The organism is Streptomyces sp. NPDC048352 (assembly GCF_040651895.1).
GTDB lineage: Bacteria > Actinomycetota > Actinomycetes > Streptomycetales > Streptomycetaceae > Streptomyces.
The window spans coordinates 11,806-33,312 of record NZ_JBEZKZ010000008.1 but is presented as its reverse complement, the minus strand read 5'-3'; the positions used below and the strand labels follow the sequence as shown (position 1 = coordinate 33,312).

At 71.7% G+C, this 21,507-nt stretch carries 20 protein-coding genes; 14 read left to right on the top strand and 6 right to left on the bottom strand.

The annotated features are described in order from the left end of the window. Nucleotide 1: 1 nt before the first annotated feature. Nucleotides 2-1,357, bottom strand: coding sequence for a tetratricopeptide repeat protein (locus tag AB0D45_RS06870; RefSeq protein WP_362455656.1), 1,356 nt, complete (start codon nucleotides 1,355-1,357; stop codon nucleotides 2-4). A gap of 193 nt (nucleotides 1,358-1,550) precedes the next feature. On the opposite strand from AB0D45_RS06870, the gene AB0D45_RS06865 reads away from it, so the two are divergent. The 8 genes from AB0D45_RS06865 (at nucleotide 1,551) to AB0D45_RS06830 (ending at nucleotide 8,344) form a co-directional block, all read left to right on the top strand. Beyond that, the gene (locus AB0D45_RS06865) at nucleotides 1,551-2,300 is read left to right on the top strand and encodes a hypothetical protein (protein ID WP_362455655.1); all 750 of its coding nucleotides are present in this window, start codon (nucleotides 1,551-1,553) and stop codon (nucleotides 2,298-2,300) included. Between the two features lie 83 nt (nucleotides 2,301-2,383). Continuing rightward, the gene (locus tag AB0D45_RS06860; protein ID WP_362455653.1) at nucleotides 2,384-3,295 is read left to right on the top strand and encodes an aminoglycoside phosphotransferase family protein; all 912 of its coding nucleotides are present in this window, start codon (nucleotides 2,384-2,386) and stop codon (nucleotides 3,293-3,295) included. After that, entirely contained in the window at nucleotides 3,296-3,988 is a 693-nt protein-coding gene (locus tag AB0D45_RS06855; RefSeq protein WP_362455651.1) for a class I SAM-dependent methyltransferase, read from the top strand. Nucleotides 3,989-4,003: 15 nt separating this feature from the next. After that, a complete protein-coding gene (locus AB0D45_RS06850; protein WP_362455649.1) occupies nucleotides 4,004-4,588 on the top strand; it encodes an HAD domain-containing protein in 585 nt (194 codons plus the stop codon). A gap of 126 nt (nucleotides 4,589-4,714) precedes the next feature. Then, the gene (locus AB0D45_RS06845; RefSeq protein ID WP_362455647.1) at nucleotides 4,715-5,146 is read left to right on the top strand and encodes a hypothetical protein; all 432 of its coding nucleotides are present in this window, start codon (nucleotides 4,715-4,717) and stop codon (nucleotides 5,144-5,146) included. After that, complete coding sequence (locus AB0D45_RS06840; protein ID WP_362455646.1) at nucleotides 5,143-7,188, top strand: hypothetical protein; 2,046 nt, start codon at nucleotides 5,143-5,145, stop codon at nucleotides 7,186-7,188. Before AB0D45_RS06845 ends, AB0D45_RS06840 begins: the two co-directional genes overlap by 4 nt. Beyond that, nucleotides 7,185-7,985 carry a hypothetical protein gene (locus tag AB0D45_RS06835; protein ID WP_362455644.1) on the top strand — a complete coding sequence of 267 codons (801 nt, stop codon included), beginning with the start codon at nucleotides 7,185-7,187 and terminating at the stop codon, nucleotides 7,983-7,985. The genes AB0D45_RS06840 and AB0D45_RS06835 overlap by 4 nt, the downstream gene beginning before the upstream one ends. Further along, nucleotides 7,982-8,344 (top strand): hypothetical protein, encoded by a 363-nt coding sequence (locus AB0D45_RS06830; RefSeq protein WP_362455642.1) that lies wholly within the window; start codon nucleotides 7,982-7,984, stop codon nucleotides 8,342-8,344. The genes AB0D45_RS06835 and AB0D45_RS06830 overlap by 4 nt, the downstream gene beginning before the upstream one ends. Before the next feature lie 621 nt (nucleotides 8,345-8,965). Here the strand turns inward: AB0D45_RS06830 and AB0D45_RS06825 are convergent. From AB0D45_RS06825 to AB0D45_RS06815, 3 genes are all read right to left on the bottom strand, one after another. Next, nucleotides 8,966-9,943 (bottom strand): endonuclease/exonuclease/phosphatase family protein, encoded by a 978-nt coding sequence (locus AB0D45_RS06825; protein ID WP_362455641.1) that lies wholly within the window; start codon nucleotides 9,941-9,943, stop codon nucleotides 8,966-8,968. 78 nt (nucleotides 9,944-10,021) lie between these two features. Further along, the gene (locus AB0D45_RS06820; RefSeq protein WP_362455639.1) at nucleotides 10,022-10,519 is read right to left on the bottom strand and encodes a RidA family protein; all 498 of its coding nucleotides are present in this window, start codon (nucleotides 10,517-10,519) and stop codon (nucleotides 10,022-10,024) included. 43 nt (nucleotides 10,520-10,562) lie between these two features. Then, nucleotides 10,563-11,840 (bottom strand): M6 family metalloprotease domain-containing protein, encoded by a 1,278-nt coding sequence (locus tag AB0D45_RS06815; protein WP_362455638.1) that lies wholly within the window; start codon nucleotides 11,838-11,840, stop codon nucleotides 10,563-10,565. A 271-nt stretch (nucleotides 11,841-12,111) separates the two neighbouring features. Here AB0D45_RS06815 and AB0D45_RS06810 point away from each other — a divergent pair, with 271 nt between their 5' ends. The 3 genes from AB0D45_RS06810 to AB0D45_RS06800 all read left to right on the top strand — a co-directional run bounded on the left by AB0D45_RS06810 (nucleotide 12,112) and on the right by AB0D45_RS06800 (nucleotide 15,404). Then, a complete protein-coding gene (locus tag AB0D45_RS06810) occupies nucleotides 12,112-12,819 on the top strand; it encodes a TetR/AcrR family transcriptional regulator (RefSeq protein WP_362455636.1) in 708 nt (235 codons plus the stop codon). A gap of 104 nt (nucleotides 12,820-12,923) precedes the next feature. Then, nucleotides 12,924-14,465, top strand: a complete 1,542-nt coding sequence (locus AB0D45_RS06805) for an MFS transporter (RefSeq protein ID WP_362455635.1) — start codon at nucleotides 12,924-12,926, stop codon at nucleotides 14,463-14,465. 174 nt (nucleotides 14,466-14,639) lie between these two features. Beyond that, nucleotides 14,640-15,404: a class III extradiol ring-cleavage dioxygenase gene (locus AB0D45_RS06800; RefSeq protein ID WP_362455807.1), complete on the top strand. Its 765-nt coding sequence runs from the start codon at nucleotides 14,640-14,642 to the stop codon at nucleotides 15,402-15,404. Between the two features lie 6 nt (nucleotides 15,405-15,410). On the opposite strand, the gene AB0D45_RS06795 is transcribed toward AB0D45_RS06800, so the two are convergent. Beyond that, nucleotides 15,411-16,067 carry a Uma2 family endonuclease gene (locus AB0D45_RS06795; RefSeq protein WP_362455633.1) on the bottom strand — a complete coding sequence of 219 codons (657 nt, stop codon included), beginning with the start codon at nucleotides 16,065-16,067 and terminating at the stop codon, nucleotides 15,411-15,413. Nucleotides 16,068-16,617: 550 nt separating this feature from the next. Here AB0D45_RS06795 and AB0D45_RS06790 point away from each other — a divergent pair. Beyond that, nucleotides 16,618-17,595: a sigma-70 family RNA polymerase sigma factor gene (locus AB0D45_RS06790; protein ID WP_361606019.1), complete on the top strand. Its 978-nt coding sequence runs from the start codon at nucleotides 16,618-16,620 to the stop codon at nucleotides 17,593-17,595. Nucleotides 17,596-17,735: 140 nt separating this feature from the next. Here the strand turns inward: AB0D45_RS06790 and AB0D45_RS06785 are convergent, their stop codons facing one another. Next, a complete protein-coding gene (locus tag AB0D45_RS06785; RefSeq protein ID WP_362455631.1) occupies nucleotides 17,736-18,755 on the bottom strand; it encodes a YafY family protein in 1,020 nt (339 codons plus the stop codon). Nucleotides 18,756-18,817: 62 nt separating this feature from the next. Here AB0D45_RS06785 and AB0D45_RS06780 point away from each other — a divergent pair, with 62 nt between their 5' ends. Both AB0D45_RS06780 and pfkB read left to right on the top strand, forming a co-directional pair. Next, nucleotides 18,818-20,380 (top strand): MFS transporter, encoded by a 1,563-nt coding sequence (locus AB0D45_RS06780; protein ID WP_362455629.1) that lies wholly within the window; start codon nucleotides 18,818-18,820, stop codon nucleotides 20,378-20,380. Between the two features lie 149 nt (nucleotides 20,381-20,529). Beyond that, complete coding sequence (gene pfkB / locus AB0D45_RS06775) at nucleotides 20,530-21,468, top strand: 1-phosphofructokinase (protein ID WP_362455628.1); 939 nt, start codon at nucleotides 20,530-20,532, stop codon at nucleotides 21,466-21,468. Nucleotides 21,469-21,507 lie beyond the last annotated feature (39 nt).

Sequence of the window (21,507 nt, the reverse complement as noted above, 5' to 3'; positions counted from 1 at the left end):
GTTAGGCGAGGGCCTCGCGAGCGCGGCGGGCGAGATCTGCGGCGCCGGGTACGCGGCGGCGCTGGTAGACCGTGAGCGTGGAGCGCAGTGAGGTGATCGCCTTCCGAGTCCGGTCGGAGGTCATGCCCTCCATGAGGACCAGGGCCTGCGTCCAGGCGGCAACAGCCTCGTCGGCGCGGGCCTGGGCGGCGAGGCTGTCGCCGAGGTCGGCGTGGGTGAGGGCGTGGACGCGCTTGTACTTCTCCGGGTCCCAGCGTGTGAGGGCGTCGCGGTGCTGTTGTTCGGTGCCGATGTGGTCGGAGAGGTCGGTCAGGGTGCGGGCAGTGTGGCTGGCCACCGTGCCAGCTGCGGGGCCGCTGACGCGGGAGAAGCTGGGCTGGGGGCTGTCCTCGCGCAGGAGGGCGTCTTCGGCGGCGAGGAGGGCGCGTGCGGCCGAGGGGTTCTCGCCAATGGCTGCGTAGGCGCGGGCGTGGGTGATGTGGAGGAGGGCTTCGGTCTGGCCGTCGACGTGGCCGAGGCCGCGCGTGAGAGCGCCTTCGACGAGGTCGACGCAGTGGCGAGGCTGTTTGAGGCTGAGTGCCTGGTGGGCGAGGGCGCGCATCATCCAGGCGGCGTGGCCGTGGGGGTCGGCCTCGCACGCTAGCTGATAGCCGACCTGGTAGTAGCGCTGGGCGGCGCCTTCCTGCCCGAGGTCGTGGTGCTTCCAGCCGGCGAGGTAGGCGAGTTCCGCGACGGCGCCGAAGGCGGCCTGGCGTAAGGCTTCGGACGGGAAGCGCCCGCGGAGCATGGGTGCTGCGGTGTCGGCGAGGTAGGCGGTGACGGTGGTCAGGCCATGCCCGCCGCCGAGGCGCTCGTCAGCGGCGCTGAAGGCCGCCGTGATCTGCCGTACGACGTCGATGTCCTCGCCGCCGACCAGGGAACGGGCGGTGCGGGCCCGGAGTATCCGGGAGGTGGCTTCGTGGTCGTGGAGGAGCGGCATGGCGATACCTGCTGTGGTGAAGGCCGCGATGGCCAGGAAGCGCCGACGTTCGACGTCCGCGCGGCCGAGGTCCGTGAGCGCGGTGACAGGGTCGCTGTCCGGTAGCGACTCCACGTCGGGAGAGTGGAGACCGAGCTCGATTTGGGTGACGACCCGGCCCAGCCGACGGGAGAGGGCTTCGGCAAGGTACTGGCCTGTCCGGCCGGACGGGGCACGGGCGCCGTTCGCCCAGTGGGAGATGGCTGACTTGTTGGTCTGGAGCAGGTCGCCGTTCTCGGCGGCGACGCGGCGCACGTCCTTGGCGAGTGCCTCGTACGTGCACCCTGCGGCGTTGATCGTGTCGCGCAGGCGGGAGTTGGGGTTGGTCGGCGCTGGCACGATCTCCTCCGCTTCGGAGCTGTAAACCGCGTATACCGCTTGGCCTCGGGCACACCGTACCCACTCTCCGTAGCGGGCGGTTCACTTATCGACAGCCGCCCCACTCTCGGGCCGGGCGGCCCCAAGTTCCGTACGCCCTAACGGGCTCGGGCATTCCCATGGCCCGGCCCGGACGATCAGAGACGGAGAAACGGTGACCACCATCGACACCGTGACCATCACGGTCGAGCTGCCCGACGCCTTCGACCCGCGCTGGAGCCGCCTGCCCGGCATCCAGGTCGACGGCCGACGCATCACCATCGACCCGGCCGACTACTTCTTCCGCTTCGAGTCCAACACCTGGCTCGCTGCCGACTGGGAGCTGGTCAAGTCCCAGCTCCTCGGTGTGGACGAGACCACCGAGAGCGCGGTCGAGCAGCTCGCGCTCGACTTCATCAAGAACCACGGCGAGACCACCTCCGACGCCGCTCGCGTCCTCACCACCGCGTATGAGGTGTACTCCTACCTCTTCCGCGAGGAGCACCTGACCGGCCTCGGCCTGCCGCAGATCACCGCCGACCACCTGCGCATGCTGCGCGAAGCGGCCACGCTCATGGCGCTCAACAAGGTCGAGCTGGACGGGCACATCTCCAACGTCGGCCCGTGCTGGTTCTTCCCCGCCGCCACCTCCGTCGTCTTCGACCTGGACGACGAGACGGGCGGAATGCTGGACGAGGTCTACCACGGCGGCTGGTTCAACGAGCCCCGCCGGATCGAGTCCATCAAGGCCCACGCCGCCCTCGGCGGCCGACTCGTGCACGGATGCCAGTCCGTTCCGGACCAGTCGGGCGGCGTCATCGCGCCCTACGGTGCCTCGATGGCCAACTTCCGTGACGACCTCGCCGAATTCAAGGCGGGCTGGATCGAGCAGGTCTACGCCCACCGAGTGACCGTGGCCGAGTAACCCCCCCACCCCCCCGTACGGCTCCGGGGCGGGCTGACCCGCTCGCCCGCCCCGGAGCACACCCAGCCCCTTGGAGCCCCCCCATGGATCAGAGTCTGACCGCCACGCTGCTCGACGACCTGTGCGCCCTCATCGGCAAGCCCGTCCCCGAACGCGCGGAGATCCGCGTCTGGGGCATGTCCGGCGTCGAACGAGTCACCTTCCCAGACGGGAAAACGCTCATCTTCAAGTACGCCAACGAGCCCTTCGGCCGCGAGGCCCAGGCCCTGCGGATCGCCCACCAGCGCGGGCTCCCAGTCCCCGCGCTCCGCGCCACCGCCATGCAGGACAAGTGGCTCGGCATGCTCATGGACGACCTTGGCACTCCAGTCCGGGACGCCGACGACCTCGACGGCGTCGCCGCCGCCGTGATGCTCCACGCCGCCCGCCCGGCCGGCAGCCTGCCCCTCCTGGACGCTGCGGGGCTCGCGGCCCTGCCCGGCCGAGCCCTCGATCACCTCCAGCGGCTGCGGAAAGCCGACCGGTGGACCGAATGCGACGACATCGAGACCGCACTGGGGAAGATCTCCGCAGCGGCCGAAGCCCGCGCCCAAGGGGCGACGCTCGACCCGTTCGGCTGGGTCCACTCCGAGTTCCACCCCACCAGCGTCCACATCGGGGAGAACAGCTGGCACCTCCTCGACTTCGCCCGCGCCTTCACCGGCCCCGGTCTGATCGACCTCGCCTCGTACCACGGCACGACCGATGCGCCGAGCCCCGTCCGGCTGCGGGTGTTCCTGGAGCAGTACGTCACTGCAGGCGGCCACGAGGACGCCCTCGCCGCCCGGGGCGGCCTGGCCGCCGAGGCGTGGGCCCTGGGCTGGCACCGCATGTGGGCGGTGGAGTGGTTCATGGAGCAGGCCATCCGCTGGATCAACGACCCGGCCAAGGACCCCGCGTACATCCCCGTCGTCCGCCGCCACCTAAACGACGTGGTCCAACTCATGGAGGTCTAGGTGCTCGCCCAGGTCTCCCCCTGGTACGCCCACGCAGCCCAGCGCCTCGCCACCACCCCGGCCCAGGCACTCACTCCTCCAGGACGGATGGAGTGGAGCACCCACCCCGGCCTGGGCCCTGACGCGGAGATCCTCGGCCGGGCCCTGCGTGGCAAGCGCCTGCTGGAGCTGGGCTGCGGCCCGGGCCGCAACGTCGCCCACTTGGCCCAGCACCGCCAGGCCCGCGTCATCGGCGTCGACCTGGTGGGACTCCAGGTACGGCGAGCGCGCTCGCACTACGGCCACATCGAAGGCGCCGCCTTCGCCGTCGGCCACGTACTGCACTACCTCCAGGCCACCGGCCAGACCTTCGACGCGATCTACTCGGTCTTCGGTGCCGTCGGCCTGGTCGCCCCGGAGCTCCTGCTCGCCGCGATCTCCCGCCGCCTGGTGCCCGGAGGAGTACTGGCCTTCTCCGTGCCGCACCCGGCACGGGCCGGAAGACATCCTTCGCCAGACGACCGTCCGCGCGAGGACTTCGTCACCATGCCAGACCACACCAGGCTGCCCATCACCCGCTGGGAGTTCGACGCCCACCGCTGGGCCGCCCACATCGCCCGCACCGGCCTGCGGATCACCTCGGCCATCGAGCTGCGGCACCCGCGCCTCGATGCGTGGCCCACCACCCTCCTGATCACCGCCCGCAAACGCTGACCGACGGAGGCAACGATGCCCCTGCCCTACCTCCTCCTGGACATCGACGGCGTCCTCATACCGTTCCCTGCGGCCGACGGCAGTACCCCGCCGACCCACGTCCGCCACACTGTCCTACCTGCGGGCCGACCCCCTGAGGACCCGGTGCCCATCTGGCTCAACCCCGCCCACGGCCCCTTGCTCGGCGACTTCGTGTCCGGCGGCCCCGTCACCCCCGTGTGGTGTTCCAGCTGGCGCAAGGACGCCACCACCATCGTCGGGCCGCTCCTCGGACTGCCGGAGTTCCCGTACCTCGACCTCCCCCGCCCCAAGATCACTACCAGCCACCCCAACGGCTATCTGTGGAAGCGCGACCACGTCGAGGCGTGGCTCGGAGAGTCGGCAGTTGCCTGGATCGACGACGACTTCACCGACCTCGACCACACCTGGGCCGCCGAGCGCACCGCCCGCGGCCACCTCACCCTTCTCGTTCAGCCGGACCCGTACGTAGGCCTTCTGCCGGAGCACGTCATTGCCGCCCGCGCCTGGGTCGAAGGCATCGCCACGGGATGCAGGGTGCCGGCGTCCGGACAAGCCGGCCTTGGCGTATCCAGGCGGTGACGACGACTGCAGTTTTCGGACGCGTTACGCAGTGAACTCGCCTTGTTTCCCTCGGTGTTCATGAAGCCGGCCGAGGTGGGGGAACGAATGGGGCTTGTCACTGTTGCCGCACGGGAGGGGACGGACTTGGACGTATCCGGAGAGCTGGCGACCGTGGGGGTGGCTGGCGCCTCGGCGCTGGTCGCAGCCATGATGTCGGATGGGTGGCGTGGCGTCAGGGACTGGATGGCACGTTTGCTCGGGCATGGGCAGGCGGAAGCTGAGGCTCGCCATGTAGCCCGTCTGGACCGCGACAGGGAAGTGCTGCTGGCTGCTCCGGAAGGCGAGGATCGGTCAGGGGAGGTGTCCGCGGCCTGGACAGTGCGTCTGCAGGACCTCGCCGATGAGGATCAGGATGCGGGCCGCGCGCTGTTGGAGTTCGTCAACCGGTGGCGAGAACAGAATCCCGATGCCGCGCCGAAGGCCACGGTGGTCCGGCAGAGCGCCAAGGCCGGCGGCAAGGCACGGATCAACCAGGTCGGCGGCAACCAGACCGTCATCAATCCGGGGCGGTCATGAGCGCCGGCGAGCCGACGCCGGGGGAAGGCGTCCACCAGGAGGCGGAGGCGGCAGAGAACGCCCGGGTCACCCAGGTGGCTGGTGACTACGAGGAGCACCACCACAGGTACGTCCGCGAGTGGCAGTACCTGCGGGCGGTCGGCATCGACACGGACGAGATCGCCCTCGTTGAGCGCGAATACGTCCACGCAGAGCCCGTCGGCGGCCAGGAAGGTCAGGTTGCGCGGGCGACCCGGCTGCTGAAGCGTCCAGTGGGTCAGCACAGTGTGGCGGTGCTGATCGGTGCGGCCGGATCGGGACGGCGCACGACGGCTCTGCGCGTCCTGCGGGACGTGGGTGTGCAGGGTGACAACATCCGCAGCCTGGTCCTGGACTGGGACCGCCCGCGGGCCGAACAGATCCCGTCCACGCCCGACCACGGGTTCATTCTCGACCTTTCGGGATACAGCACCCTGCCGGCCGACTTCTACCAGGGGCTGAGCAGCTATCAGAAGGACAGCGCTGCCGGCGGGGCGTACCTCGTCATTCTGGCAACGGCTGAGGCATGGAGGCCGAGCACGCTGGCGTCGGTGCCTCGTGTCGACCACGTGCAGCCTCCGGCGATCGAGGTCGCCAGGGCCCACCTTCGCTACGCCAAATCCGATCGGCTCGAATGGCTCGCCGACGGTACGGAGCTCGCCGAGCTCCTCGGCTCGACGACGAGGCCGGCTGACGCGGTCCGGCTCGCCCGGATCGTTGCCGAGGGCACGCCTGGAAGTGCACAGGACGCCAAGAGCGAGTTCGAGAACTGGCAGGACCATCTCACGCAGTGGTTCAACGAGCACGAAGGCGTGGAGCATCTCCGTGACCGAGCCCTGCTGATCGCCACCGCTCTCCTGGAGGGCCTGCCGGCCGGAGTCGTCATGGCTGCCGCCGACAAGCTCTTCAACCTGGTGCAGGGCGTCCTGCCACCCGGTGGCCCCCTTGCCGGACCGGATCTGAAGGTCCGCCTGGACAACGTCGGCGCGAAACGGGTCGGAGACGACGGGTTGTCTCTGAGCAAGGACCGCCACGGGCTGCACGAAGCGGTGCTGACCCATGTTTGGTCGCAGCGTCCGCCTCTGCGTGAGGTGCTGCTGCGCTGGGCCTCGGACATCACGGCCCAAGGCGGTGTCGCTGGAAAGTACAGGGAGCGAGTCGCTGAGGCGATCACGCGCCTGGCCGTCGGACCGGGAGGGCAGGCGGTCCTGGGCATCGTCAAGGAATGGACCGCCATGGACAGCCCTGCCCACCGACGACTCGCAGTGGGCGTCCTGGAGAACACAGCGACCCACCCCGGCATAGGCGTGGCGGTCCGCAAGTACCTCTATGACACGGCCAAGCAGAAGAACCTCGCGGAGACACAGGCCACGACGGTCGCCGAGGTCTGCGCGGGCAGCCTGGGGCGCGCCTTCCCTCGGGTGGCGCTCACCAGGCTCCGGCTGCTGGCCTCCCGCACTGATCGACGCGGTACTGCCGCCGTCGCCCAAGCCATCCGCACTCTGGCCGAGGAGCCTGAACTTCGGGATCTCGTCGTCAGCGAGATCGTCGGATGGGCCGAGGACGAGGACGCCCAGGTCAGGCAGGCCGGGGCAACCGCCTTCCTCGCCTTGACCAGCCTGGCCGGCGAGGATCCGATCGCCCTGGCACTCGTGGGCGAGCCGGGTGCGGTGGACACAGCGGTCGAGGACAGTCTGTTCGTACGCGGCTGGCGAGCGGCGTGGCGCCACGACTCTGACAGCGCTGTGGAGTCACTGGCCGCCTGGCTGGACTCTTCCGCAGTGCCTGAGAACCAGTGCCTCGACATCGCTGAAGCCGTCCTCAAAGGCACCGTCGGAGACGCAGGGGTGTCGAACCTCCTCGTAGGAGAAGCGGGGGTCACCACGAACGCCGGGATTCACCGGCGTCGCATCCTGCTCAATCGGCTCCTGCCCTCCGCGACGCCCGAACCCGCCCCCATAACCGCAGTGGGGCCCAGTCCTGCGACCCCTTCCTCCGGAGCAGCTGACGCCGCTTCCACATGAGTTTCCTCACCCGTCGGCTCGGACGTCCGAAGCCGCCGTCAGCCGAAATCGGCCCGGCGGCGGCCTCGGAGGCCTCTGCATCAGAGGGAGTCGTTGAACTCCGTGACGAACGGTTCGCCAGCCGCGTGCCCAGCATCTTCTTCACCGCACACATCCAGGGATCCTGGCTGGTGCCGGAGGAGGCGCCGTACGAACGGATCGACTCCGTGGCGTTACCAGCACGGGTTCGCCACGTGCTGCGCGAACGTGCTCGCCGCACCCTCTCCCGCCACTCGGTGCTCGAACTACCGGCCGCGCAAGACGAGGTGAACCTCGCCATGGCCCGCCCCAACCAACCGGTTCGACAGTTCACTGCGTATGGCTCTGCACGCCTGACCGTTGACAAAGAGGATCGCAACGTGGCGCAGGAGCATCTGCGCAGAGCGCAGCTGACTGACCTCGAGCAGCACGATGCGCAGCGCCGTCTCGTCTTCCTCCAAAGCCTCCTGGCCGACCCCGACCTACGCCGCGTGTGGTGGATTGACCGGCATCCAGAGCGCCTCGACGCGCTGCAAGATCTGCAGGACCAGGTGAAGGATCTCAGAGCACCAAACGGCACGGACCGTGACGCCGTCCGTGGTGAGGTTTTCCGCTTCGTCGACCAATTGCTCACTGACATGCGCACTCCTCAGCAGCGAGAGGTGTTCCTGCGCGCTCTGACCCAGGCTCTGCACGCGCTCGGCAGCACGGAACTCCAACAGACGGCGGCCACCTGGCTGCCCACCCGCCTGACCGATTCCGGAGGCGCTACCGCATGAACATGCGCACCAGACGCTGGCTGCTCGCCCCCTCCCGTCAGTGGCGTACGCGCCGCCTTATGAAGCAGCACGGGCCATCCCTGGCCTACCCGACCGCGTGGGCTTTGATCGCCTTACGCCACGCCCCCAACGAGTTCTTCTACGCGCAGCAGGCCGCACGTGAGGCAGGCACGCTCGATTCTCCAGGCGTCCGGCACGACGACTGGAGCACGCTCAGCGGACCGGAGCGCGCCCGCAGGGATCGCTGGCTCCGCCGGCGGCAGGTATCGCCCATTCAGCGACTCGGCCTCTCTGAAGAGGTGATCGAGCGGGCGGGCCTGAGCGTGATCGACTGGGGCCGAAGAACCGAACAAAGCTGACGCACCCGCCGAGGAACAGCTCGATGCCCTACTTCCTGCTGGCCTCGACGAGGGTGCTCATCCCCATCACGGGGGGCGTAGCTGCGCCCCCTGCGAGGGTCTTCAGCGGTCACATTTAGCGGAAGCCGCAGCGCGGGCGAGTGAACGAAGCGGCAGCTCCGCGGCGAGTGCATCGAGCCGGCGGGAGTGATGGTTGTACGGGTCCATCCGAGGGATGGCGAGAGTCGCCTCGCGGCCGTACTTTCATGATCATTTTGCGATGGCGTGATGTGAGATCTTTGGGCGCTCTGACCTGCGGCAATGCGCTCTGCGTTCCGGAAAAAGCGGCGATGCGTTTTCAGGTGCCCGAGCGCCAGGTCTCTGACCTGCGCTTCTAGGGTTTCCCGCAAGCCCCACGAAGGCGGGATCTGTCGGAAAGCGTGTCTCGCGGCTGCCGGGACCGGCGGGCCGCTCGGACGTGCTTGGTGACAGGGCGTGGCGGCGGCCCCGGAGGGCGTAGCCACCGCGGTCAGTGTAGCGGGTGGCGCATGATCCGTAAGCGGAGATCCGTGTGCTTGGTCCGGGCGGCGGGGGCGGGTGGGCCGGGTGCCCTGACGGCGCGGTCCGAGACGGGTGGGGCGCTCAGTAGCGCAGGGATGCCGCCACCGGGAGGTGGTCGCTCCTCGTGGGCGGGAGGGTCCAGGCGGCCAGCGGGGTCAGGCCGCCCCGCAGCAGGATCTGGTCGATCCGGGCGACCGGGAACCGGGCAGGCCAGCTGAAGCCGAACCCGGCGCCCACCGCCTCCTGGGCGGCGGTGAAGCCCCCCGTCACCGGGGCCAGCGCCCCGTCCGCGGTGGTGCCGTTGAAGTCGCCGACCAGCACGGTCCGCCCGGCCGGGCCCGCCCGCAGCTGCGCGGCGAGGTTGCGGGCGGCCTCGTCACGGCGCTCCGTGGCGAAGCCCCCCGCGCCCAGCCGGACGGAGGGCAGGTGGGCCACGTACACCGTGACGGGCCCCTTCGGGGTCTCGGCGGTGGCGCGCAGCAGGAGCCGCCACGGCACGATCGGCGTGCCGCCCTCACCGCGCAGCGGGAAGGTGCTCCACAGCCCCACCGTGCCCTGGACCACGTGGTACGGGTGGCTCGCGGCCAGCTCCCGTTCGTACGCGTCCAGCGCGGGCCGGGTCAGTTCCTCCAGGGCGATCAGCTGCGCACCGGAGGCGGCCACGGCGCGGGCGGTGCCCGCCGGGTCGGGGTTGGCGTCGTCCACGTTGTGGGTGACGACGGTCAGGTCGGCCACGGCCGGGCCGCCCCGCGCGCCGTCCCCCAGGGCGCTCCCGTACAGCCCGCCCCACACCAGGGCGGGCAGCAGTACGGCGACCAGCGCGCGCCGGGAGCGCCGGAGCATGGCGGCGGCCGCCAGTACGGGCACCGCGAGCCCGGTCCAGGGCAGGAAGGTCTGCACGAGACTGCCGAGGTGGCGGGCCGCCGGGCCGCTGGGGATCCAGGGGTGCGCGAGCAGCACCAGCGCGGTCAGGACGGCGAGGGCCGCGACCACGCCCCCGCGGCCGGGGCGGAGCCGGGAGAGGGCGCCCCCGCGGCGGGGTTTCGTGTACACGGTCATGCCCCTGGTGACGCGCCCGGCGCCCCGGAGGTTCGGCCGGCACACGACGGGTCCGCCCGACCCGCGTGCCGGGGCCGCTCACAACCCCATCGGCGTGTGCAGCTCCACGGTGATCTCCACCTCCACCGGCGCGTCCAGCGGCAGCACGGCCACTCCGACCGCGCTCCGCGCGTGGATGCCGGCGTCGCCGAAGGCCGTGCCGAGCAGTTCGCTCGCGCCGTTGACCACACCCGGCTGGCCCGTGAAGTCCGGGGCGCTCGCCACGAAGCCGACCACCTTGACCACCCGCTTCACGGCGGACAGGTCCCCGGCGACCGACGCCACCGCGGCGAGGGCGTTCAGCGCGCACCGCTGCGCCAGCTCCCGGCCCTGCTCCGGGGTGACCCCGGCGCCCACCTTGCCGGTGAGCGGCAGCGCGCCGTCCACCATCGGCAGCTGGCCGGAGGTGTGGACGTAGTGCCCGCTCACCACCGCCGGTACGTAGACGGCGACGGGCGCCGGGGCCGGCGGCAGTTCCAGGCCGGCCGCCGCCAGGCGCTCTTCGGGGGTCGTGGGGGTCGTGGGGCTCGCGGTCACGAGGGCTCCTTCGGTGGGGGGTGGGGGAGGTGCGGGCGCCCCGTCAGGGCCGGGTCACCCGTACCCGGTAGCGGCCGCCCGGCAGCTCGCCCACCACGCTGATGCCGATGCCCGCCTGCTCGTCGGTGAAGGTCTCGCCCGGCCGGAACGGCGCGTCCGACAGTTCCGCGTGCACGTTGGGCCGCCGCGTACAGCCGCCGCTGCCGCTCGCGCTGTCCGAGACGGTGACCGGGCCGCGCCCGGTGTCCACGTCCGAGTCGACCTTGTAGATGAGTACGCCGGGCTTGCAGACGGCCTCGTCGTTGCCGCCGCGGGTGCGGACCTCGATCGCGTAGCCGGCGCTCTCCGAGAGGGGCACGAAGGCCAGCTTCGTGCCGCCCCGGACGGCCAGCGGGGACAGGACGTGCTCACTGGCTCCCGGCCTGGCGGCGCAGCTGACCTGCGCGGCGTCGAGCCAGCCGAGCTTCCACTTGTGCCAGCCGAGGAGGTCGTTGTTGGCGCCCCAGTCCTCGCTCATGATGTCCCAGTGCCCTACGGTGCCGCCGCCGTCGGAGGTGTAGAGGTCGGGCAGTCCGAAGACGTGCCCGTTCTCGTGGGGGAGGACCCGGTACCCGGTCTCGCGGTAGGAGCCCGAACCGTCGTCCTGGCGGCTGTAGATGAAGGACGTGTTCGCGAGCGGCACCCCGTCGGCCATCGGCGCCTCCCCGTTGCCGGAGAAGGTGACGGACAGGACGGTGTCCAGCGCGGAGGGTCCGGCGTTCGGGGTGACGAGGATGTTGACCAGGTCGTACCGGCTGAAGTCCACCTCGGGGTCGGCGGCCTTCGCGATGTGCTCGACGAGCTGGCGGTAGCCGGGCTCGTAGGGGGAGCCGCGCTCGATGCCGTACGCGGCGAAGGGCATCGGCATCCGCAGCCAGTTCCGTACGGGTGAGTCGGCCCGGTAGGTGAGGCGCCCGTAGGAGCTGGTGCGGAACCAGTCGGAGGTCTGGGGGAAGAATTCCGCCAGCCGGTCCATGGCGGTGCCCTCGCCCTTGGCGTCGGGGAAGTCGATCATCAGGTTCAGTGCGCGGACCTCGCCGGTGGAGCGGGAGTACCCCGGAGGCGTCGGCAGGCCCTCCGACATCTGCACGCCCATGGTCCCGGCGATCCGGCACGGCGCCAGGGCCGATTCGGCGCTCGTCGCCACGGGGCCGGAGGCCGAGTGGCCGCGGGGGGATATGCCGCCGCTCGCGGTGGCGGTGACGCCCAGGGCCAGTGCGGTGAGGCCGATGAACGCGCCGGCGCGACAGGGTCTGCGTATCCGGCGGCGGGTCTGCGTCATGGAGCTCGCCTTCGGTCCGCGGCAGCCGGCCGGGTCCGGACTGCTCTGTGCGCTCACCCTCCGACGATTGCGACACGCCCGCCCGTCGAAAGCCTCCAAATGTGATCCAACCGGGGCAAAGGAACCCTCTTGCGTGTGTGGTGCGGCTCACACGCACGAGTGAAATAACCGGGGAGTCGATCCCCGTTTGAACGAGAGTCCCCACGAAGCGGGGACCGGCTCCCCGGATCGGGGGCGCCGCACGACCGCCGCACCCCAGGAAGGCCCCGGAATGAAGAGCTCCGCCCGCACCCCGGCGGCCGCCCCCGCGGCGGCCGTGGACCTCGCCGCGACCACCGCCCCCACCCCCGCCCGGGTCCCGAAGCCGCGCGCCGACGCCGTGCGCAACCGGGAGCGGATCCTGGTGGCGGCGCGCGAGATGTTCGTCGAGGCCGGTGCGGACGCCCCCCTGGACGAGATCGCCCGCCGGGCCGGCATCGGCAACGCGACCCTGTACCGGCACTTCCCCGACCGGGCCGCCCTCGTCCACCACGTGGTGCTCTACGTGATGGACCGGGTCACCGCCCTGGCCGAGGACTCGCTGGCGCAGGAGCCGGACGCCTTCGCGGCGCTCTGCCGCTTCACGCACGCCGCGGCCGACGAGCGGATCGGCGCCCTGTGCCCGATGCTCTCCGACGGCTTCGACCACGACCACCCCGAACTCCACGCGGCCCGCGACGCGCTGGAGTCGGCGGTGGAGACCCTGGTCGCCGCCGGCCAGGGCGCCGGCCTGCTGCGCGCCGACATCGGCGTCGGCGACCTCATGGTCGCGCTCTCCCAGCTCAGCCGCCCCCTGCCGGGGACCGACTGCCTGGGCGCGGACCGGTTCGCCCACCGCCACCTCCAGCTCTTCCTGGACGGGCTGCGGGCCCCGGCCCGCTCCGAACTGCCCGGCACGGCCGCCACGTTGGAGGACCTCAGGCGCGCGTCCCGGGCCTGAAAACCAGGTGACGGCCGCCCCTCCACCCCCATAACCTCAAACAGCCTCAAAACACTTCTTTTTCAGTCATTTTCATTCATCCGCACAGTGAAGTGGGTACCCCCATGTCAAAAACAGCCGCGACCGCCTCGCCGGCTGCCGTCGACCCCAGTCGGTGGAAGGCCCTGGTCTTCATCGCCCTGGCGCAGCTGATGGTCGTCCTCGACGCGACCATCGTGAACATCGCCCTCCCTTCCGCCCAGACCGATCTGGGCATCTCGGACGGCAACCGCCAGTGGGTCATCACCGCGTACGCGCTGGCCTTCGGCGGACTGCTCCTCTTCGGCGGCCGCATCGCCGACAAGTGGGGGCGCAAGAACGCCTTCGTCACGGGCCTGATCGGCTTCGCCCTGGCCTCCGCCCTGGGCGGCGCCGCGACCGGTGAGGCGATGATGCTGGGCGCCCGCGCCCTGCAGGGCGCCTTCGGCGCGCTGCTCGCCCCGGCCGCGCTCTCCCTGCTCGCGGTCACCTTCACCGACGCCAAGGAGCGCGCCAAGGCCTTCGGCATCTACGGTGCGATCGCGGGCGGCGGCGGCGCCGTCGGCCTGATCCTCGGCGGCTTCCTGACCAAGTACCTCAACTGGCGCTGGACCTTCTTCGTCAACATCCCCTTCGCGATCGTCGCGGCCGCCGGTGCCTGGATGGTCATCCGCGAGCCGGCCGGCTCCCGCAACAGCGCGCGCCTCGACGTCCCCGGCGTGATCCTCTCGACCCTGGGCCTGGTCGCGCTCGTGTACGGCTTCACGCGCGCCGAGTCGGCGGGCTGGTCCGACACCGTCACCGTCGCCATGTTCGTCGCGTCCGCGGCGCTGCTCGCGGCCTTCGTGTTCGTCGAGTCCAAGGTCGCGTCCCCGCTGCTGCCGCTGCGCGTGCTGCTGGAGCGCAACCGCGGCGGTGTCTACCTCTCGCTGGGCCTGGCCGTCATCTCGATGTTCGGCCTGTTCCTCTTCCTCACCTACTACCTCCAGGTCGTGAAGGGCTTCTCGCCCGTCAAGACCGGCTTCGCCTTCCTGCCGATGATCGCCGGCATGATCACGGGCTCCACCCAGATCGGCGCCCGGCTGATGACCCGGGTCGCGCCGCGGCTGCTGATGGGCCCGGGCTTCCTGCTCGCCGGCCTCGGCATGCTGATGCTGACGCAGCTGGAGGTCGGCTCCTCCTACCCGGCGCTGATCCTGCCGGCGCAGCTGCTGCTGGGCCTCGGCATGGGCACGGCCTTCATGCCGGCGATGTCCCTGGCCACGTACGGGGTGAACCCGGCCGACGCCGGCGTGGCCTCGGCGATGGTCAACACCTCCCAGCAGGTGGGCGGCGCGATCGGCACCGCCCTGCTGAACACCATCGCCGCCTCGGCGACCACCGCGTACCTGACCGACCATGCGGCCGCGGCCGCGGCGGGCGGCCCGGCGGCGAAGCTGGTGCAGGCGCAGGCCATGGTCGAGGGCTACGCGTCCGCGATCTGGTGGGCCGTCGGCATCCTCGTGGCCAGCGCGGCCATCGCGTTCACGCTGATCAGCACCGGCCGTCCGGGCTCCGGCGGCCCGGTGGCCTCCGGGTCGGGCGCCGGTGAGGAAGCCGAGCTGAAGATCCCGGTGGTCGCCCACTGACGGGGCGCCCCGTGCGGGAATGACTGAAGACCCCGCTTCGTTCAAATTTGAACGAAGCGGGGTTAGTCTTTTCGGGGGGCCCCGCACCGCGTCCGCCGGGAGCCGCAGCGCGTGCGCGGCCCCGCACCGACGACCGACCGAGGAGCGCCTCCCGTGACCACCGAGACCCCCCGCATGCCGGCGCTCTACCTCAGCCACGGGGCGCCGCCGCTCGCCGACGACCCGCTCTGGCCGGGCGAGCTCGCCGCCTGGTCCGCCCGGATACCCCGGCCGCGGGCCGTCCTGATGGTCTCCGCGCACTGGGAGGAGGCCCCGCTGGCCCTCGGCGCCACCGAGACCGTCCCCCTCGTCCACGACTTCTGGGGCTTCCCGGAGCACTACTACCGGGTCCGGTACGGGGCCCCGGGCGCGCCCGGGCTCGCCGCCTCGGTCCGCGCCCTGCTCCAGGGGCCCGGCACCCCGGTCCAGGACGTCCCGGACCGCGGCCTGGACCACGGCGCGTACGTCCCGCTCGTCGAGATGTACCCGGAGGCCGACGTACCGGTCCTCCAGGTCTCCATGCCCACGCTGGACCCGGCCCGGCTGATGGACATCGGCCGCAGGCTCGCCCCGCTGCGCGACGAGGGCGTCCTGATCGTCGGGAGCGGCTTCTTCACCCACAACCTGGCCGCGCTGCGGCACACCGGCCCCGGCGTGCCCGCCTGGTCGGCCGAGTTCGACGCCTGGGGCCGCGAGGCGCTCGCCGCCCGCGACGTCGACGCCCTGCTCGACTTCGAGGCCAAGTCCCCGGCGGGGCGCCTGGCCCACCCGCGCACGGAGCACTTCGCCCCGCTCTTCGTCACCCTCGGGGCCGCCGGATCCGACCTCACCGCCCAGCACACGGCGGTGGACGGATTCTGGATGGGCCTGTCCAAGCGCTCCCTCCAGTTCGGGGGCTGAACGCGCCTAAGGGGTCCGCAGCGGGCCGGTGACCTGCTCTCCGATCACGAAGCCCCGGGCCGGGCCCTCGGGGACGGCCACGCCGGTCCCGTACGGCGCCCGCACCTCCGACGCGTACCGCGCCTCGTCGGGAACGGGGCCGGTCAGCACGCTGACGGTGCCGTGGCCGTCGTAGTCGTCGACGATCACGTACACCGGGATCCCGGCCCGGGCGTACGCGCGGCGCTTGCGCACCCGGTCCCGCGCGACGTCCTGCGGTCCCGGCGCCACGACCTCGGCGACCAGCGGCACGCTCGACGCCCTGATCCCGAGCTCGCCCCGGGCGGCGTGCCCGGTGAGGTCCTCCGGCGCGAGGACCACGTCGGGGGCCCAGGCCTGGTAGCCGCCGACCACGTACATCGCCATGTAGGGGGCGTACGGGCCGCCCGCGAGGTGGGAGGCCAGCAGGGACCGCAGCCGGTTCGCGGTGAGGGCGTGCGTGAACGGCCGCCCCACCCGCCACATCTCGATCAGCCCCTCCACGATCTCGACGCGGAAGGTCTCGGGAGGGTCGATGGCCTGCCAGGCCCGCCACAGGGCCTCGTCCAGCTCGGGGTCGGGGTCGGCTTCGGAACGGGCGCTCGTCGGCGCGGTGCGGGACGGCCGCGGGATGTGTGCGATCACGCCCGGCACGCTACGGCCGGGGCGTGGCATGCCGACGGAATATGCCCCCGCTTCACCCGGACGGGCGCGGAATCACCCGGACGGACGTACGCCCGCCGGACGCCCGGACCCCCGTCGAAGAGGCGTGCACCGGTTTGAGGCGAAACCTCCTACTTGTCGCGTATCCGGCGATTCGCTCGCCAGTCCGAGCAACCAGAAACCGGTGGGGCCCGTCTTCAGGTTGGAAGGGCGACCGCGACCGCCGCTGATCCGGGGCGAACGGGGCAGGGGCGCATGTGAGGGCGGTCTCACGGCCGTAGGGGTCGTGCAGGTCCGGGAGCGCCTGCGTGCCGACCGCTACCCGCCTGACCTGCATCTCTTCGGGTCCTTGCGATACGTCGCCCCCACCGCGTCCGGGGTGGCGGGGCAGGATACTGCAAGATCTGGAAAAAGGGAGACCGCGTGGGAATTCTGTCCCGATTCCAGTCGTTGTTTCCTTTCGGAAGCGGGCACTCGGAAGAGTGTCCGAGGACGCACCGCGACCGATTCACCGCATCGCAAGGGAGCACGCATGGCAACCCGCGCCGTCGCCCGTCGTCAGTCCACGAGCAGCGCCCGCGCTGCGGGCGGGGAGATCGTCGACCGCGACCTGGTCGGCATGTACCTCGACGAGATCGCGCGCACCCCGCTGCTCGACGCCGCCAGGGAAGTGGAGCTCTCGCAGATGATCGAGGCGGGCGTGTACGCCCGGCAGATCCTCGACGGTGCGATAGAGCGTGAGGGGGAGACCCCCGCCCGCGAGGAGCTGGAAGCCCTGGCCGCCGAAGGCGAGCGCGCCAAGGAGATCTTCATCCGTTCCAACCTCCGCCTCGTGGTGGCCGTCGCGCGCCGCTACCCGCGCAGCGGCCTGCCCCTCCTCGACCTCGTCCAAGAGGGCAACGCCGGCCTGGTCCGCGCGGTCGAGAAGTTCGACTACGCCAAGGGCTTCAAGTTCTCCACGTACGCCACCTGGTGGATCCGCCAGGCCATCACCCGGTCAATCGCGGACCAGTCCCGCACGATCCGCCTCCCCGTCCACCTGGTGGAGGAGCTCGGCCGGATCCGCCGGATCCAGCGCGAGTTCAACCGGGAGAACGGCCGGGATCCGGAGCACGCCGAGATCGCCGCCGAGCTGGACTCCACGGAGAAGCGCGTGGGCGACGTCCTGGACTGGGCGCGCGACCCGGTGAGCCTCAACATGTCGGTCGACGACGAGGGCGACACCCAGTTCGGCGACCTGCTCGAGGACACCTCGGCGATCTCGCCCGAGCAGTCCGTGCTCTCGCTGCTGCGCAGCGAGGAGCTGGAAGACCTCCTCGGCAAGCTGGACCAGCGCACGGCCTCCATCATCAAGATGCGCTACGGCATCGAGGACGGCCGCGAGCGGACGCTGACCGAGGTCGGCAAGCAGCACGGCCTGACCCGCGAGCGGATCCGCCAGATCGAGAAGCACGCGCTGCTCGAACTCAAGCGCATGGCCCGCGACACCGGCTTCGACGCGGTGGCCTGACCGGCCCGCGCAGCCGCCTCCGGACGAGCCCCGGTACCCACCCCCCCCCGGGTGCCGGGGCTCCCGCCCGTCCCGACGCCGCCGGTCCGCCGTCAGGCCCCGACGGTCCGCCGCCGAACCTCGCCCGCTGGCGTCCGCCGTCAGACCCCGCCCGCCGCCCCTCCGGCGTCCGCCCCTCCGGCGTCCGCCCCTCCGGCGTCCGCCCCTTCGGTCCGCGCCCCGCCGCCGCCCCTGGCCAGCCGTGCGCCCAGGGCCCGCGCCGCCTGCGCCAGGAACGCCGGCTCCCGCACCGTGAACTCCAGCCCCGACAGCGCCATCCGGGCCGCCAGCCACTCCGGCGTGTCCCCGCTCTCGAAGCGGACCCGGGACCCCGCCGCCTCCGCCACCGCGCAGGCGCGCAGCCACGCCGGCAGCTCCTGCGGGGGCGCGGCGAAGGACACGTCCGCCGGGTACGTCTCCCCGCCCCGCAGCCCGCGCCGTACGAACTCCGCCGCCTCCATCGGCAGCTGCCGCGGGGTGAACCGGGCGCCCGTCGCGAAGGGCTCGCTGACCCGGTCCACCCGGAAGGTGCGCCAGTCCTCCCGCTCCAGGTCGAAGGCGACGAGGTACCAGCGGCTGCCCGTGCTGACCAGCCGGTACGGCTCCACCAGCCGGCGCGAGCCCACCCCGTCCCGCGCCCGGTACGCGAACCGCAGCCGCTCCGGCCCCTCCACCGCCGCGGCCATGACCGTCAGGGTCCGGGGGTCCACGCTCGGGCCGTCCCCGCGGGTGACCGCGACCGTCGCCGACTGGAGGGCCCCCACCCGGAACCGCAGCCGGGCCGGCAGGACCTGCTCCAGCTTCGCGAGGGCGCGTACGGAGGCCTCCTCCACCCCCTCGATGGCATGGCCGGCCCCCGCCCGCAGCCCCACCGCGATCGCCACGGCCTCCTCGTCGTCCAGCAGCAGCGGCGGCATCGCCGCCCCCGCCACCAGCCGGTACCCGCCCTCCGCGCCGAGCGTGGCCTCCACCGGGTATCCCAGCTCCCGCAGCCGCTCGATGTCCCGCCGGATGGTCCGCGCGCTCACCCCGAGGCGCTGCGCCAGCTCGCTGCCCGGCCACTCGCGCGGGGTCTGGAGCAGGGACAGCAGGGTGAGCAGCCGGCCGGGAGTGTCGTTCATCCTTCAAGACTGCCAGGGATATAGGACACGTCCTGGCCTACATGCCGTCTAGGTTTCTCTCCATGAGCACCGAGACGTCCACGGCATCGCCCGAAAGAGAGAACGGGCCCGTCCGAGAAGAGCGGAACGCACCCGCCGAAGCAACCCCCGCACCAGAAACCGCCGGCGACCCGGCCGCCCCGGCGGACCGCCGCCGCTGGCTGGCGCTCGCCATCGTGATGACCGCGTCCTTCATGGACCTGGTCGACGTCACGATCGTCAACATCGCGATACCCAGCATGCGCCAGAACTTCGGCGCCTCGACCAGCGCGATCCAGTGGATCACTGCCGGCTACGCGCTCGCCTTCGCCGCCGGTCTGATCACCGGCGGCCGTCTCGGTGACATCTACGGCCGCAAGCGGCTCTTCCTCGTCGGCGTCGCCGGCTTCACCGTCGCCTCGCTGCTCTGCGGCATCGCGCCCGACCCGGGCATGCTCGTCGCCTCCCGCCTCCTCCAGGGCGCCATGGCGGCGATGATGGTCCCGCAGGTCCTGGCGATCATCCACGTCACCTTCCCGCCGCACGAGCGCGGCAAGGTCTTCGGCATGTTCGGCGCGATCGTCGGCCTCGGCGCGGTCTCCGGACCGCTGCTCGGCGCCCTGCTCACCGAGTGGGACCTCTTCGGCCTCGAATGGCGCACGATCTTCCTGATCAACCTGCCCGTCGGCATCGCCGCCGTGATCCTGGGCCGCAGGTTCATCTCCGAGTCCAAGGCCCCCAAGGCCCTGCGCCTCGACCTGGTGGGCGTCGTCCTCGCCACCCTCGCGCTGGTCCTGCTGATCTTCCCCCTCACCCAGGGCCGGGAGAACGACTGGCCGCTGTGGGGCTTCGCCGCCATGACCGCCTCGCCGTTCGTCTTCGCCGCCTTCCTCGCCTACGAGAAGTACAAGATCAAGAAGGACGGCTCCCCGCTCGTCGAGCTCTCCCTCTTCCGCATCAAGAGCTTCGCCGGAGGCATCACGGTTCAGCTGGCCTTCGGCCTGGCGACCGGCATCTTCTTCCTGGTCTGGACGCTCTACATGCAGATGGGCCTCGGCTGGAGCCCGCTGCGCGCGGGCAGCACCGGCATCCCCTTCTCCATCGCCGTCTCCGTCGCCGCCGGGCTCTCCGTCGAGAAGTTCGTCCCCCGCTTCGGCCGCAAGGTGCTCCAGGCCGGCGCGCTCGTCATGGCCGCGGGCCTGCTCCTCTACATCTGGGAGTCCGAGCGCTACGGCATGGGGATCACCTCCTGGCAGATGGCCGCCCCGCTGATCGTCATGGGCATCGGCATGGGCCTGATCGTCGCCCCGCTGAACGACACCATCCTGTCCCAGGTGCCGCGCGAGCACGCCGGATCGGCCTCCGGCCTGATCAACACCACCGGCCAGATGGGCAACGCGCTCGGCCTCGCCCTGACCTCCGTCGTCTTCTTCGGGTCGATCGAGGACGACCGGATCCTCGGCGTGCCCTACGTCGAGGCCTTCCGCGGCGCGCTGTGGTGGGTCGTGGCGGTGCTCGTCGCGATCTTCGCGGTGATGTTCGTGCTGCCGCGCCGGCAGATCCCGCTCGCGGAGCGCGAAGGGGCCGTCGCGGAAGCCCACGGCTAGCCCCCGGCGTCGCCCGCCCGGGTCCGGACATTCCCCCCGCATCGAGGGGGGAATGTCCGTTTTTATTTGTTTTCCCCGATTCTCGGCGTAGGGTGAAGAAGAAGCGACAGAATCCGGCACCGAACGGACATGAACCCACAGGGGCTCGCATGATCCTGACCGTCACCCCCAACCCCTCCCTCGACCGGACCTACGAGGTCCCCTCGCTGGACCGCGGTACGGTCCTCCGCGCCGCCGGGGAGCGGGTCGACCCGGGCGGCAAGGGGGTCAACGTCTCGCGGGCCCTCGCGGCGGCCGGCGCGTCCACCACCGCGGTCCTCCCTCTGGGCGGCCCCGCCGGGACCCTGCTCGCCGAGCTCCTGGCCGCCGAGGGCGTGGACGTCACCGCCGTCTCGATCGCCGGACTGACCCGCTCCAACATCGCGGTCGCCGAACCGGACGGCACCCTCACGAAGATCAACGCGGCGGGTCCGGAGCTCACCGCCCAGGAGTCGGCCCTCCTCCTCGACACCGTCCGCGGCTCGGCCGGCGCCGACTGGATCGCCTGCTGCGGCAGCCTGCCGCCCGGCCTCGATCCCCGGTGGTACGCCGAACTCGTCTCCCGCGCCCACGAGGCCGGCGCCCGCGTCGCCCTGGACACCTCCGGCGCCGCCCTGGCGGCGGCCCTGCCCGCCCGCCCGGACGTCGTCAAGCCCAACGCCGCCGAACTCGCCGAAGCCGTGGACCGGCCGCTGGCCACCCTCGGCGACGCGGTCAAGGCCGCCGAGGAGCTGCTGTCACGCGGCGCGGGCGCCGTGCTGGCCTCCCTCGGCGGGGACGGCCAGCTGCTGGTCACCGCCGAGGGCGCGTACCACGGCACGGCGCCGGCCCCGGCGGTCCGCAGCGACGTCGGGGCCGGCGACGCCGCCCTGGCCGGCTTCCTCACCGCCGGGGGCACCGGCCCCGCCGCCCTCGCCTCCGCCCTCGCCCACGGCGCGGCCGCCGTACAGCTGCCGGGCAGCGTCATGCCGTCCCCGGCCGACCTGCGCCCCGAGACGGTGCGCGTCACCCGGGACCTGCCGCTGGACCTCCCGCTGACCCGGACCTGACCGACCAGGCCGCGGTCACAGGGGCGGGCGGCCCGCCGC

Coding starts and splice junctions, on each gene's coding strand:
- AB0D45_RS06860 (WP_362455653.1), top strand. CDS start 2,384: ATGGATCAGAGTCTGACCGCCACGCTGCTCGACGACCTGTGCGCCCTC.
- AB0D45_RS06850 (WP_362455649.1), top strand. CDS start 4,004: ATGCCCCTGCCCTACCTCCTCCTGGACATCGACGGCGTCCTCATACCG.
- AB0D45_RS06840 (WP_362455646.1), top strand. CDS start 5,143: ATGAGCGCCGGCGAGCCGACGCCGGGGGAAGGCGTCCACCAGGAGGCG.
- AB0D45_RS06835 (WP_362455644.1), top strand. CDS start 7,185: ATGAGTTTCCTCACCCGTCGGCTCGGACGTCCGAAGCCGCCGTCAGCC.
- AB0D45_RS06830 (WP_362455642.1), top strand. CDS start 7,982: ATGAACATGCGCACCAGACGCTGGCTGCTCGCCCCCTCCCGTCAGTGG.
- AB0D45_RS06825 (WP_362455641.1), bottom strand. CDS start 9,943: ATGACCGTGTACACGAAACCCCGCCGCGGGGGCGCCCTCTCCCGGCTC.
- AB0D45_RS06815 (WP_362455638.1), bottom strand. CDS start 11,840: ATGACGCAGACCCGCCGCCGGATACGCAGACCCTGTCGCGCCGGCGCG.
- AB0D45_RS06810 (WP_362455636.1), top strand. CDS start 12,112: ATGAAGAGCTCCGCCCGCACCCCGGCGGCCGCCCCCGCGGCGGCCGTG.
- AB0D45_RS06805 (WP_362455635.1), top strand. CDS start 12,924: ATGTCAAAAACAGCCGCGACCGCCTCGCCGGCTGCCGTCGACCCCAGT.
- AB0D45_RS06800 (WP_362455807.1), top strand. CDS start 14,640: ATGCCGGCGCTCTACCTCAGCCACGGGGCGCCGCCGCTCGCCGACGAC.
- AB0D45_RS06790 (WP_361606019.1), top strand. CDS start 16,618: ATGGCAACCCGCGCCGTCGCCCGTCGTCAGTCCACGAGCAGCGCCCGC.
- AB0D45_RS06785 (WP_362455631.1), bottom strand. CDS start 18,755: ATGAACGACACTCCCGGCCGGCTGCTCACCCTGCTGTCCCTGCTCCAG.
- AB0D45_RS06780 (WP_362455629.1), top strand. CDS start 18,818: ATGAGCACCGAGACGTCCACGGCATCGCCCGAAAGAGAGAACGGGCCC.
- pfkB (WP_362455628.1), top strand. CDS start 20,530: ATGATCCTGACCGTCACCCCCAACCCCTCCCTCGACCGGACCTACGAG.